Annotated in this window: 14 protein-coding genes; 8 read left to right on the top strand and 6 right to left on the bottom strand. The window is 73.4% G+C overall.

Annotation, left to right across the window (positions count from 1 at the left end; genetic code table 11):
- Positions 1–34 precede the first annotated feature (34 nt).
- From VFZ92_RS02665 to VFZ92_RS02655, 3 genes are all read left to right on the top strand, one after another.
- Positions 35–1024, top strand: a complete 990-nt coding sequence (locus VFZ92_RS02665; protein WP_330874044.1) for an alpha/beta hydrolase — start codon at positions 35–37, stop codon at positions 1022–1024.
- A gap of 20 nt (positions 1025–1044) precedes the next feature.
- Positions 1045–2013, top strand: coding sequence for a helix-turn-helix domain-containing protein (locus VFZ92_RS02660; protein ID WP_330874043.1), 969 nt, complete (start codon positions 1045–1047; stop codon positions 2011–2013).
- A 139-nt stretch (positions 2014–2152) separates the two neighbouring features.
- Positions 2153–2701: a TetR family transcriptional regulator gene (locus VFZ92_RS02655; protein WP_330874042.1), complete on the top strand. Its 549-nt coding sequence runs from the start codon at positions 2153–2155 to the stop codon at positions 2699–2701.
- Positions 2702–2725: 24 nt separating this feature from the next.
- On the opposite strand, the gene VFZ92_RS02650 is transcribed toward VFZ92_RS02655, so the two are convergent.
- On the bottom strand, positions 2726–3349 hold the full coding sequence (locus VFZ92_RS02650; protein ID WP_330874041.1) for a GTP cyclohydrolase II: 624 nt from the start codon (positions 3347–3349) through the stop codon (positions 2726–2728).
- Positions 3350–3450: 101 nt separating this feature from the next.
- Complete coding sequence (locus tag VFZ92_RS02645; protein WP_330874040.1) at positions 3451–5094, bottom strand: IclR family transcriptional regulator domain-containing protein; 1644 nt, start codon at positions 5092–5094, stop codon at positions 3451–3453.
- 416 nt (positions 5095–5510) lie between these two features.
- Between VFZ92_RS02645 and VFZ92_RS02640 the strand changes: the two genes are divergently transcribed.
- Positions 5511–6971 carry an aldehyde dehydrogenase family protein gene (locus VFZ92_RS02640; RefSeq protein ID WP_330874039.1) on the top strand — a complete coding sequence of 487 codons (1461 nt, stop codon included), beginning with the start codon at positions 5511–5513 and terminating at the stop codon, positions 6969–6971.
- 93 nt (positions 6972–7064) lie between these two features.
- Here VFZ92_RS02640 and VFZ92_RS02635 read toward each other — a convergent pair whose 3' ends face one another.
- Together VFZ92_RS02635 and VFZ92_RS02630 are read right to left on the bottom strand one after the other, a co-directional pair.
- Positions 7065–7796: a phosphodiesterase gene (locus VFZ92_RS02635; protein ID WP_330874038.1), complete on the bottom strand. Its 732-nt coding sequence runs from the start codon at positions 7794–7796 to the stop codon at positions 7065–7067.
- Positions 7797–7871: 75 nt separating this feature from the next.
- Entirely contained in the window at positions 7872–8378 is a 507-nt protein-coding gene (locus tag VFZ92_RS02630; RefSeq protein ID WP_330874037.1) for a MarR family winged helix-turn-helix transcriptional regulator, read from the bottom strand.
- On the opposite strand from VFZ92_RS02630, the gene VFZ92_RS02625 reads away from it, so the two are divergent.
- Both VFZ92_RS02625 and VFZ92_RS02620 read left to right on the top strand, forming a co-directional pair.
- The gene (locus VFZ92_RS02625) at positions 8275–8928 is read left to right on the top strand and encodes an LLM class flavin-dependent oxidoreductase (protein WP_330874036.1); all 654 of its coding nucleotides are present in this window, start codon (positions 8275–8277) and stop codon (positions 8926–8928) included. The genes VFZ92_RS02630 and VFZ92_RS02625 overlap by 104 nt on opposite strands.
- Positions 8865–9842: an aldo/keto reductase gene (locus VFZ92_RS02620; RefSeq protein ID WP_330874035.1), complete on the top strand. Its 978-nt coding sequence runs from the start codon at positions 8865–8867 to the stop codon at positions 9840–9842. Before VFZ92_RS02625 ends, VFZ92_RS02620 begins: the two co-directional genes overlap by 64 nt.
- Positions 9843–9865: 23 nt before the next feature.
- Here VFZ92_RS02620 and VFZ92_RS02615 read toward each other — a convergent pair whose 3' ends face one another.
- Both VFZ92_RS02615 and VFZ92_RS02610 read right to left on the bottom strand, forming a co-directional pair.
- The gene (locus tag VFZ92_RS02615) at positions 9866–10543 is read right to left on the bottom strand and encodes a response regulator transcription factor (protein ID WP_330874034.1); all 678 of its coding nucleotides are present in this window, start codon (positions 10541–10543) and stop codon (positions 9866–9868) included.
- On the bottom strand, positions 10531–11673 hold the full coding sequence (locus tag VFZ92_RS02610) for a sensor histidine kinase (RefSeq protein WP_330874033.1): 1143 nt from the start codon (positions 11671–11673) through the stop codon (positions 10531–10533). Before VFZ92_RS02610 ends, VFZ92_RS02615 begins: the two co-directional genes overlap by 13 nt.
- 134 nt (positions 11674–11807) lie before the next feature.
- On the opposite strand from VFZ92_RS02610, the gene VFZ92_RS02605 reads away from it, so the two are divergent.
- A complete protein-coding gene (locus VFZ92_RS02605; protein WP_330874032.1) occupies positions 11808–12068 on the top strand; it encodes a hypothetical protein in 261 nt (86 codons plus the stop codon).
- A gap of 55 nt (positions 12069–12123) precedes the next feature.
- Positions 12124–12549: a nitroreductase family deazaflavin-dependent oxidoreductase gene (locus VFZ92_RS02600; RefSeq protein ID WP_330874031.1), complete on the top strand. Its 426-nt coding sequence runs from the start codon at positions 12124–12126 to the stop codon at positions 12547–12549.
- Positions 12550–12554: the final 5 nt, after the last annotated feature.

Here is a 12554-nt window from a genome sequence, read left to right as displayed (position 1 = left end):
GCCGGGGTGGCCCCGAGCACCGGAGGAGACACCGATGACGACCACTGGGTCCGACTCGACCCGCGTCGGCCCGCCGCCGCCGTTCGACCCCGAACTGGCCGCCGCGCTCGAAACGATGACGGAGCTGCCCAGCTCGATCACCGCCGACCTCATCCCCGTCATGCGCGCGGGGATGATCGGGCGCGACGCGACCACCGAGGAGCTGCGGCGCGGCGGCGCGTTCGAGGTGTCCGAGCGGCCCGTGCCGGGGCCGCACGGCGACATCCCCCTGCTGGTCCTCCGGCCGGCGGGCACGACCGGCCTGGTCGGAGCGGTCTACTGGATCCACGGCGGCGGCATGGTCATGGGCTCCAACCGCGGCGCCGACTCGACCAAGGCGTTCGACCTGGCGCACGAGCTGGGGCTGGCCGTCGTGTCGGTGGACTACCGGCTCGCGCCCGAGCACCCGCACCCGGTGCCGGTGGAGGAGTGCTACGCCGGTCTGGTGTGGACGGTCGAGCACGCCGAGGAGCTGGGCGTCGACCCCGAGCGGATCGTGATCGGCGGCGCCAGCGCGGGTGGCGGTCTCGCCGCGGCGACGACGCTGATGGCCCGCGACCTCGGCGGTCCCGCCCTGGCCGCGCAGCTCCTGTTCTGCCCGATGCTGGACGACCGCAACGAGTCGGCGTCGGGCAGGCAGATGGTCGGCCTCGGCATCTGGGACCGCACCTCGAACGACACCGGTTGGACGGCCCTGCTCGGGGACGAGCGCGGCGGCCCGGACGTGTCGCCGTACGCCGCGCCCGCGCGGGCCACCGACCTCTCCGGCCTGCCCCCGACCTACCTCGACGTCGGCTCCGCGGAGACCTTCCGCGACGAGGTCGTCGCGTACGCGTCCGCGATCTGGGCGGCGGGCGGCGACGCCGAGCTGCACGTGTGGCCCGGCGGCTTCCACGGGTTCGAGCTGCTCGCCCCTGAGTCGCAGCTCTCCAGGGCCGCGGGCGGACCTCGGGGCCCCTGGCTGCGACGCGTGCTCGGGCTCTGACCCGGTGGCACGATGAAGAGGTGGAAGACCTCGTCGGCAGGCTGAGCGCGCTCGATCCCGACGCGGGCGCCGCGGTCAAGGTGATCGCCTACTTCGACCGGCTGGTCGAGGGCCGGGCCGGACTCGAACCCGTCGTCCGGGGAGCGGCCGTCCTCACCGGCTGCGCCGCCCGGCTGGTCGACTCCGATCGCGGCGTCGACCTCCGGGTGGACGGGACCGGAGCCGTCCGGCCGTCCGACGGCCCACCGGACCCGAGCTGGCTCAACGCCCCGCTGCACCCCGGCGGCCCGCCCGCGCTGTGGCTCGAACGCGCGGGGCCCGCGGGTCCGGTCGAGGCGATGGTCCTCGAACGGGCCCTGTCCGCGGCCCGCGGTGCCCTGTCCCGCACCAGGGGCCCGGCGCCCGCGGACGACGTGGCCGCCGTGCTGGACGCGGCGGTCGCCGAACCGGCGAGGCGGCGCGCCGCCCGCAGGCTCGGCCTCGGTCCCGCGGCCAGGGCGGTCGCGCTGGACGGCGGCCGGGCCGGGGTCCTGGCCGCCGACCAGACCGTCGCGGCGACCAGGGCCGGCGTCGGCCCGCTCGTGCCCGTGGAGGACCTGCCGTCGTCGTGGGCGGCAGCGCGCACCGCGCTGCGCTTCGCCGCCGCCGGGACCGAGCAGGACCCCGGTCCCGGTGTGGTGCACGCCGACCAGCTCGGCGGGCTGGCCGTGCTCGCCGCCGCCGTGGGCCCCGGCGCGGAACCGGTTCCGGACGTCCGCGACCTCGAACGCGCCCGGTCCACCGCGCCGTGGGCGCTGGCCACGCTCGTCGCCGTGGCCACCTCCTCCAGCCTGCGCACGGCCGCCGCCACCCTGGTCGTGCACCACTCCACGCTCCAGGACCGGCTCACCCACGTGGAGGAGCTGCTCGGGTGGTCCGTCCGCGATCCGGCGGGACGCTTGCGCCTGCAACTGGCCATTGCCTTGCGCCGCTTGCACAACCACCACTGACGACGACCCGAGTGGACGATCGGCGGCGGGCGCCCCTGGCCTGAACAGCGGTGACCAATAGGTACAGCAAGCGTTTGCAGGCTCTAGCATGAATTCCGTGGGCGAGACGACTGGACTTCGGGACAGGGCAAGGCGCGCCATGCGCGCCGAAGTCGCCGTGGTGGCGTTGGACCTGTTCGCGGAGCGGGGGTTCGACGGCACGACGGTCGACGACATCGCGCGTGCCGCGGGCATGTCGCGCACGAGCTTCTTCCGTTACTTCCCCACGAAGGAGGACGTCGTACTGGGGCATCTCGACGAACTCGGCCACCTGGTCGCCCGCGCCCTCGCCGACCGGCCCGCCGGGGAAGACCCGTGGGACACCTTGCACTTCGGGTTCCGCGCCGCCTACGCGAGCGACAAGAACGCGCCGGGGCGGCCGTTGGGCCGGATGCTGCTGGACACGCCGTCGCTCAAGGCCCGCCAGCAGGAGAAGCAGTCGCGCTGGCAGGACCTGTTCATCCCCGAGATCGCCGCCAGGCTGGGCATCTCCGACGATCCCCGCGACCCGCGGCCGAGGGCGCTGGTCGCGGCCGGGCTCGGCTGCCTCGACGCCGCGTTCCAGGCGTGGACTGCCACCGACGGCGCCGCCGACATGTCCGACTTCATCGACCGCGCCTTCGAGGTCGTGGCCGCCCGGCGCGACTAGCGCGGAACGGTCCTCAGTGGACTGTCAGCCCGCGAGCGCGATGGTGTGCCCGGTGCGCTCGACCTTGGCCCTCAGGTACCCGACGTTGGTCGGCGTGGCGAAGACGCCGGTCGGCACGTGGTGGCGCACGGTGATGCCGTGCGCGCTGAGCTGCGCGCCCTTGTCGGGGTTGTTGGACAGCAGGGAGATCGTGCCGATGCCCAGCGCCGTCAGCATCTGCGCCGCCGCGGTGTAGTCGCGGCCGTCCTCCGGCAGGCCGAGCGCGCTGTTGGCCTCGTAGGTGTCCAGGCCGTGGTCCTGCAACGCGTAGGCGTCGAGCTTGTTGTACAGCCCGATGCCCCGGCCCTCCTGGCGCAGGTAGAGCAGCACGCCGCCCTCGTTCGACAGCCGTTCGACGGCTTCGCGGAGCTGGGGGCCGCAGTCGCAGCGCGCCGAGCCGAAGACGTCCCCGGTGAGGCACTCGGAGTGCATCCGCACGAGCGGCGCGGGGTTCGCGGTGGGTTCGCCGAAGACCAGTGCGAGGTGCTCGGCCTGGTCGGCGAGGCCGTGGAAGGTGATCGTCTCGGCCGCGGTGCTGAAGCCGTCGCCGAACCGCAGGGGCACCCGGACGCTGGTGCGGACCGAGGCGCGGGTGGGGGAGGAGGTCACGGCTGGCTCCGATCGACGGCTGGTTCGACTGCCGTCGCGAACACTACGCCGGTAGTTTGAATTTGAACGACGAGTGTGGTCGCGGCCACAGGGGGCGACGATCAGACGACGACCAGTTGTGCCTGGTCGAAGGCCACGGCCAGGTCCGCCTCGATCCGGGCCGCCGTGTCGCGCAACGCCGGGAGCAGGCGATCCACGGTCTCCTCGACGGTGTCCCGGCCGACGTGCAGCGCCGTGTTGACCGCCGCGACGACCGCGCCGGACCGGTCGCGCACCCCGACCGCGAGCGACCTCAGGCCGTCCTGCAACTCCTGGTCGACCACCGCCCAGCCCTGCCGCGCCACGGCGTCCACGGCCGAGGCGAGGTCCTCCGCCGACACCAGCGTGCGGCTCGTCAGCGGCTCCCGGTCCGACCGGTCGAGCAGCGCCGCCCGCTCTTCGGCGGGCAGGCCGGCCAGCAGCACCCGGCCCATCGACGTGGCGTGCGCCGGGAAGCGGGTGCCGACCGCGATGTCGATCCGCATGATCCGGGTCGTCGCGACCCGCGCCACGTACCGCACCCGGTCGTCGTCGAGCACGGCCATCGACACCGACTCGCCCACGGTGCCCGCCAGCGCCTTCAGGTGCGGCTGGGCGATGTCCGCCAGCGTGAGCGACGACAGCCGCGAGTACCCGAGGTCCAGCACGGTGGGGCGCAGCGTGAACACCCTGCCGTCGCTCTCGGCGTACCCCGCCTCCCGCAGCACGAGCAGGGCCCGCCGCGCGGTGGCGCGGGGGAGCCCGCTCGCCGCGGCGGCCGTCGAGATCGTCAGGCCGCCGGGGGCGAACCGGAACGCCTTCAGCACGGCGATCCCGCGCGCCAGCGTCTCCAGGAACTCCATGCCCAGCTCGTCCTTGGTGGAGCGCAGCTCCCGCGCCGTCGGCACCGACCGCTCGGCCGACCCGGTCGGTCGCCGGAGCGCGGCCTCCATGTCCCACACGGCTTTCCGCAGCGCGGGCAGCACGGCGTCCGGGAACGTCCGCGCGCTGTGCCTGCTGGTGTGGCTGAGCACGCTCACCGCGGCGACCGGTCGGCCCGCCGGGCCGAACACCGGCGTGGCGAGGGCGAGCAGGCCGGGCTCGACCCACTGGTCGTCCAGCGACCAGCCCTCCTCGGCGGCGTCGGCGATCCGTGCGCGGAACACGGCCTCGCGGTTCGGCACGGGCGTCACCAGCGTCGGCACGGCGGGGAACCCGGCGTCCAGCGGGTCGGCCGTCCGGCGGTCGCGCCACGTCTCGTGGCGGCTCTCGTCCCACGTGGTGGCCAGCACGACCCCGGCGGCACTGCGGTCGTCGGGCAGCAGGCCGCCGACGTGGAAGGCCAGGTACACGGCCCGCCGCCGGGTCGACTGGGCGATCAGCCGCGCCCCGTCGACGTCCGGGACGGCCAGCGAGACCGACTCGTCCAGCTCGTCCGCGAGCCGCGTCACCAGCGGTGCCAGCGGGGTCACGAGCCCGCACGACGCGAGGTAGGCGTTGCCCAGCTCCATCGCGCGCGGGGCGAGCAGCAGGTCCTGGCCCTCGGCGCGCAGGAAGCCCAGGTGCAGCAGGGTCGCGGTGATCCTGTCCACAGTGGACCGGGCGAGTCCGGTGGCCTTGGTGAGGTCCACGCGGCGCATGCGGGGTTCGGGGTCCGCGGCGACGGCGTGCAGCACCGCGAGGCCCCGTTCGAACGGGCCCGCGGTGTCCTCTGCCGCTTCCCGCACGTCACGCCCCGTCTCGTGAGGACCGGACCGGGTGGTCTCGGTGCTCACGACATCGTAGTTGTGGGCCTCTTGACGCCTCCGGGTCGCCGGGATCACACTCCCATGAAACTTTAGCGAACTAAAGTTCGCTGGGCGAACACTGTGCAGGCCGGGCCGAAGGAGTCCCCCCATGAGCGGTCCCGCGCCCACCCGGGGCGACGACCCCCGCCACGCGGCCCTCGAGTCCGTGCTGGCGCCGTACCGCTGCTCGTCGTGATCGGCCTGGTCCGGGCCCGCGCCGCTCACCGGGCGGTTCGACGGCCGGTGGCACCCGTCCCGGCCCCGGTCGCCGTCGCGCGGGCGCACCCCGGCGTCGGACGGGTAGATCCTGTTCTCACCATCCCGTTTCGCAGTGCGACAACCAAGGAGTGGGTTCCGTGACCATCACCCGCGAACTGTTCATCGGCGGCGAGGACGTTCCCGCCCTGGACGGGCGCACCACCCAGGACCTCAACCCCTACACCGGCGACGTCTACGCGACCGTCGCGGCGGGCGGTCCGGCCGACGTCGTCCGCGCCGTGGACGCGGCCGAGGCCGCGTTCCCCGCGTGGGCCGCGCTGTCCCCGTCGGCCCGGCGGACGATCTTCCTGAAGGCCGCCGACGTCCTCGAATCCCGTGTGCCGGAGGCGATCGAGGTCATGGCGGGCGAGGTGGGCGGCGTCGCGGGCTGGGCGGGCTTCAACGCCGCCCTGGCCACCGGCATGCTGCGCGAGGCCGCCGCCGCGATCTCCCAGCCGCTCGGCGAGGTCCTGACCAGCGACACCGGCGGCCAGTTGTCCATGGCGGTGCGCCAGCCGGTCGGCGTCGTCGGCGCGTTCTCGCCGTGGAACGCGCCCCTGATCCTGGGCGTCCGCGCCGTCGCGGTGCCGCTGGCCGTCGGCAACACCGTCGTCCTCAAGCCCAGCGAGGACGCCCCGATCGCGTGCGGGCTGTTCCTCGCGGACGTGCTGCGCGAGGCCGGCCTCCCGCCGGGCGTGCTCAACGTCGTGACCAACGCCCGCGAGGACGCCGCCGCCGTCGCCGAGGCGCTCATCTCGGACAGGCGGGTCAGGGTCGTCAACTTCACCGGCTCCACCGGCACCGGCCGGATCATCGGCACGACCGCGGCGCGGCACCTCACGCCCGCCGTGCTGGAACTGGGCGGCAAGAACGCCGTGCTGGTGCTGGACGACGCCGACGTCGACTACGCCGTGAACGCGGTGGCGTTCGGCGGCTTCCACAACGCGGGCCAGATCTGCATGTCCGCCGACCGGGTCCTGGTGCACAGCTCGATCGCCGAGGAGTTCACCGCCAAGCTCGCGGCGAAGGTCGCGCTGCTGCCCCACGGCGACCCGACCGACCCGGACACCGTCGTGGGCCCGATGATCGACGACCGGTCCGCGAAGCGGGTCGCCGAACTCGTGCAGGACGCGGTCGCGCACGGCGCGCGGGTGCGGGCGGGCGGCGGTGACCCCGACGGCTCCCTCTGCACCGCGACGGTGCTGGACCGGGTGCGACCGGAGATGAGGCTCTACCACGAGGAGATCTTCGGACCCGTCGTCACGGTCATCGCGGTGGACGGCGACGAGGAGGCGATCGCGATCGCCAACGACACCGAGTACGGCCTCACCGCGGGGGTGCTGACCGAGGACGTCCGGCGCGGCCTCGCCGTCGCCCGCAGGCTGCGCACCGGCATCGTCCACGTCAACAACCAGACCGTCGACGACGAGCCGCAGGCGCCGTTCGGCGGGGTGGGGGCCACCGGCTACGGGCGGTTCGGCGGCCGGTGGGCCGTGGAGGCGTTCACCAACACCCGCTGGATCACCGTGGCGGGGGAGCACAACCACTTCCCGTTCTGACCGCTCCACCCGGTTCGCGCGGGCACTTCCGCGGTGCCCGCGCGAACCCGCTCGTCGGGGAGCGGAACGGCCTCCACCAGACTGCCCGCGCGCTCACAGCGAGCGGAAGTGCGTGGTCAGCACGTCGTTCTCGTGGTGGTGGAACGCCAGCCCCACGGGCAGGTCGAGGTTCGTCGGGTCGCCCGTGTGCTCCCACGGCAGCGTCGTCGTCGACTTGACGCCCGGCGCGACCCGCACGGGGATCCCGGCGAACGTCGACGCGACGGACGCGTGCACGTGCCCGCACAGGATCCCGGCCACCCTCGGGTGCCGGGTCAGCACGGCGGCCAGGTCGTCCGCGTCCTGGAGCCGGATCGCGTCCAGCTCCGGGATCCCCACGGCCACCGGTGGGTGGTGCAGCACCACGAACGCGGGCTCGTCCGACCCCGTCAGCGCGGCGTCCAGCCAGGACAGCGTCTCCGGTCCGAGCCTGCCCGCGTCGCTGCCGGGGATGAGCGAGTCGCACAGCAGGATCGACGCGTCCGCGATCTCGTGCGCCTGGTTGATCGGGCCGGATCCCTCGATCCCGAGCATCCCGGCGCGGAACGCCCCGCGCTCGTCGTGGTTGCCGGGGCAGCAGAGCACCGGGACCTCCAGCGGCGCCAGGATCTCCCGCAGCTCCGCGTAGTCGACGGGTCTGCCGATCTGGGTGAGGTCGCCGCTGACCAGCACCGCGTCGATCTGGCCCGGCAGCGCGGCCAGGTACTCGACCACCTGCCTGGTCCTGGCGGCGTTGCGCTCGCTCCCGTCGATGTGGACGTCGCTCACGTGCGCCAGCGTGATCACGGTCGGACTCCTCCGCTCGGTGGCGCGCCCCCCGCGTCCGACAGGACGGCGTTCACCACGGCTCCAGCGTAGGGCTCAGGAGTCCGTGACCACGCGGATCTCGTGCGGCGGCCAGTCGCCGCCGGGGTCGAGCCTGCCGAGGACGCTCAGGGAGATGGCGGCCAACTGCTCCTGCTCCTGCGGCGTCAGCGCGTCGAACACCAGCTCCTGCACGGCCTTCACGTGCCCCGGCGCCGCGTCGACCAGCACCTCGTACCCCGCGTCGGTGAGCCGTGCCCTGGTGACCCGCCCGTTCTCCGTGCTGGGGCAGCGGCTGACCCAGCCGCGCTTCTCCAGCCTGGTCACCACGTGTGACATCCGCGACAGCGAGGCGTTGTTCAGCGCGGCGAGCTGGCTCATGGACAGCGTCCGGTCGGGCTGCTCGGACAGCACGCTCAGGACCAGGTACTCGAAGTGGCTGAACCCCGTGCGGCCGCGCATGTCCGCGTCCAGCGCGTACGGCAACTTGATCAGCACGCCGCTGAAGGCGATCCAGGCCCTCTTCTGGGCTGGTGTCAGCCAGCGCGGCGCTTCTCCGGTCACCGCCCCACGATACATCAAAGTTGAAGCATCAAGCTTTTCGGCTGTCGTCGGATCCGTGGAAATCGGCGTGTTCACGTTCGCGGAGCCGACCGACGACCCGCACACCGGTCAGGTGGTCAGCGCCAGGCAGCGGGTGCGCGACGTCATCGAGCTGGTCGAGCCGGCCGACCAGGCAGGGCTGTCGGTGTTCGGCATCGGCGAGCACCACCGCGCGGACTTCGCGGCCACCTCCCCGGCGGTGCTGCTGTCCGCCGTCGCAGCCCGCACCGAGCGCATCCGGCCGACCAGCGCCGTCACGGTCCTCAGCTCCGCCGACCCGGTCTCGGTCTTCAGCACGAGCTGTTCGGGCACCAGCGGTTCCTGGCGCAGATCAGCCCGGGCAGCGTCCCGCACGCCGACGCGGTGCGCGGGATCGAGCTGCTGGGTTCGGAGGTGCTGCCCGCCGTGCGCGCCGCACTCGGCTGAGGCACGGTGGAGGGCATGGGAATGGACTACCCGCGTGTGGGCGACTCCGGCCTGGAGATCTCCAGGATCGTGCTGGGCTGCATGAGCTTCGGCGACCCGACCAGGGGCGCGCACCCGTGGTCGATGGGCGTCGACGAGGCCAGGCCGTTCATCCGCCAGGCCCTGGAGGCGGGCATCACGACGTTCGACACCGCCAACTCGTACTCGCTCGGCTCCAGCGAGGAGATCGTCGGCGAACTGCTGGGCGAACTGGCCGACCGCTCCGACGTCGTGGTGGCCACGAAGGTCCACGGGCACATGGCCGACGGCCCGAACGGGTCCGGCCTGTCCCGCGGCGCGATCATGACCCAGGTCGACAACAGCCTGCGCAGGCTGGGCACGGACTACATCGACCTCTACCAGATCCACCGCTACGACCCGAAGACGCCGATCACCGAGACCATGGAGGCCCTGCACGACCTCGTGCGCGCGGGCAAGGTCCGCTACCTGGGCGCGTCCTCGATGTGGACGTGGCAGTTCGCCCGGATGCAGCACGCGGCGGACCTCAACGGCTGGACCAGGTTCGTCTCCATGCAGGACCAGTACAACCTGATCATGCGCGAGGAGGAGCGCGAGATGCACCCGTACTGCCTGGACGAGGGCGTGGGCGTCCTCCCGTGGAGCCCGCTGGCGCGGGGCAGGCTCACCAGGGACTGGGACGCCACCACGAACCGCGGCGAGACCGACGCGTTCGGGCAGAAGCTGTACCGGCAGACCGAGGACACCGATCGCGAGGTCGTCGACGCCGTCGCGGCGGTCGCGGCCGAGCGCGGCACCACCCGCGCCCAGGTCGCCCTGGCGTGGACGCTCCACAAGCCCGCGGTGACGGCCCCGGTCATCGGCGTGACCAAGGAGCACCACCTGACCGACGCGGTCGCCGCCGTCGACCTGGTGCTGTCGGACGAGGAGGTCGCCCGCCTGGAGGAGCACTACGTGCCGCACGCGGCCGAGGCGTTCTGACCGTCCTGGGTGGACCGGCGGCGCTAGCCCAGCAGGCCTGCGTCGTGCACCAGCAGCGCGATCTGCACCCGGTTGTTCAGGTTCAGCTTCGTCAGCACGCTGGACACGTGCGTCTTCACCGTGGGTACGCTGATGTGCAGCGCCTTGGCGATCTCGGCGTTGGACAGACCGCGCCCGACCTCCAGCGCCACCCCGCGCTCGCGGGCGTTCAACGACTCCAGCCGCACCACGGCCGAGGCCCGCCGCTCGTCCTGCCCGTTCTCCGCGACCCGTGCCATCAACCGCCGGGTCACGGCGGGCGACAGCACGGGCAGCCCGCGCGCCACCTGCCGCACGGCGTCCACGATCTCCCACGGCGGCGTGTCCTTCAGCAGGAAGCCGGCCGCCCCGGCCCGCAGGGCGCGCAGCACGTGCCGGTCCGCGTCGAACGTGGTCAGCACGATCACCTCGGGCGCACCCGGCCTGCTCCGCAGCGCCTCCGTGGCGGCCAGACCGTCCACCACGGGCATCCGGATGTCCATCAGCACCACGTCGGGGGAGTGCTCGGCCACCAGGGCGGGCACCTTCGACCCGTCCCCGGCCTCGCCGACGACCCGGACGTCCGGAGCCCCGCCCAGCATCATCACCAACCCGGCCCGCACCAGCGGATCGTCGTCCACGATGAGCACACCGATCGCACCGGGCTCCGTCACAGCGGCCACGGTATCCACGCCGAGATCCTCCAGCCACCCGTGGGGGTCGGCCCGTGCTCCAACGTCCCGTGCGCCAGGTCCACCCGCTCGGCCAGCCCGAGCAGTCCCCGACCGCCCCCGGCCCTGCTCGACGCGACGACGGGCCTGCTGTTGACGACCTCGACGGTCAGCCCGTCGTCCGCCGACCCGGACACCCGTACGTCCACTTCGGACCCGGCGGCGTGCTTCCTCGCGTTGGTCAGGCTCTCCTGCACGATCCGGTACAGGGTCCTCCCCGCGGTGTCGGGCACGTCACCCACCACGTCGGACCTCAGCGACACCCGCATGTTCGCGCCCGCCGACTCCGCCACGAGCTGCGCGAGGTCCGCGAACGTGGGCTGCGGCAGCTCACCGACCGGGGCCCGCAGCACCCCGATCACCTCCCGCAGGTCCTGCAACGCCCGGTGCGAGTTCTCCCGGATCACCCTGGCCGCCCGCGCGACGTCCTCGGCCGGGGCGTCCGGCCGGTACTCCAGCGCCCCCGCGTGCACGCTCAGCAGCGACAGCCGGTGCCCCAGCACGTCGTGGATCTCGCGGGCGATGGCCTCGCGCACCTCGTGCTGCACCTGCTCGGCGCGCAGCGCGGCCTCGGTCTCCGCCCGAGCCGCCCGGTCCCGCAGCGACACGATCAACCGGCGCCGGTGGTGGAGGAACAGGCCCCAGCCGATCGCCGCGCCCTGCAAGGCGATGCCGAGCCCCAGCAGCACCTGCCACGGGACCGACGGCTCCGGCCGGAGGACCACCGCCACCGCGGCCGACGGCACGCTCAGCGCGAACAGGACCATCGTCGTGCGCGGCGGACGGTGGATCGCCGCGGTGAACAGCGCCAGCAGCAGCGGCAGCGCGGACATCTCGGCGAACGTGCCGACGACGATCATCAGCACGGCGAACTGCACGGGCCAGCGCCGCCGCCACCACAGCCCGACGCAGCCGACCACCCAGGACGCGGCGTCGAGGTGGAACAGCCACACCGGGTCCGGCATCGCGCCCGACGCCAGGCGGTCCAGCCCGAGCGCCAGCCCGAACAGCACCGAGAGCGCGAACAGCACGACGTCCACGACCCAGTCCCGTGGGCTCCGCCGCCGCGGTGAACCGTCCATGGCCCGAACGTACCGACCCGTTCGGCGGAGCGCGCCGGATCGATACCTAAGTCGGAGCCCCGCGGTACTTGGGGACGAGCCGCGCCGTTCCGACGACCGATGTCCGGCCGCGGGCCCGCCGCTAGCGTCGAGCCATGCGCAAACCTGTCGAGCTGGTGGGGCTCCTCCTCGTCGCGGAGGGGATCAGCGGCGTGATCGACCACCTCTGGTACCAGCCGATCTTCGGCTGGGTGCTGAACTTCGTCAACCGGGTCGTCATCCCGAGGATCGACTTCCTGGCGGGGTACGAGATCGTCGCGAACCTCGCCGTGGCCGCGCTGGGCGGCCTGGTGCTGCTCGCCTCGACCGGGTTGACAACCGCCGGGGCGAACGGGTCGAATGACGGGGTCGCGTGACGTCGGTGAAGCGAACGCCGACTCATGGAGGCACCGTCTCGGGAGTCGCAATCCCTTGAGCTACCACGAGTTCACCCGTCAGATCATCGAGGAGTTCCGCGCGAACGGCGGCCGCGTCGGCGGCCCGTTCGAGGGCGCGGACCTCGTCCTCCTCACCACGACCGGCGCCAGGTCCGGCCGCGAGCACACCGTTCCGCTGGGCTGCGTCCGCGACGGCGACCGGCTGCTGGTCGTCGGCTCCGCGGGCGGCGCACCCCGGCACCCGGCCTGGTACCACAACGTCCTCGCCCATCCGGGGGTGACGGTCGAGCGCGGCTCGGAGCTGTTCGCCGCGCGCGCCGTGCCCGCCGTCGGGCGGGAGCGCGACCGGCTGTTCGACCTCGTCGTGGCCGCCGCGCCCGGCTACGCCGACTACCAGCGCGCCACGACCAGGACGCTGCCGGTCGTCGTGCTGGAGCGCGCGGGAGCGGCACCGGGCTAGTGCGG

This window comes from Umezawaea sp. (genome assembly GCF_036375055.1).
In the GTDB taxonomy this organism is placed as follows: domain Bacteria; phylum Actinomycetota; class Actinomycetes; order Mycobacteriales; family Pseudonocardiaceae; genus Umezawaea.
The sequence above is the reverse complement of the archived record's forward strand: the minus strand, read 5'-3'. Positions and strand labels throughout refer to the sequence as shown.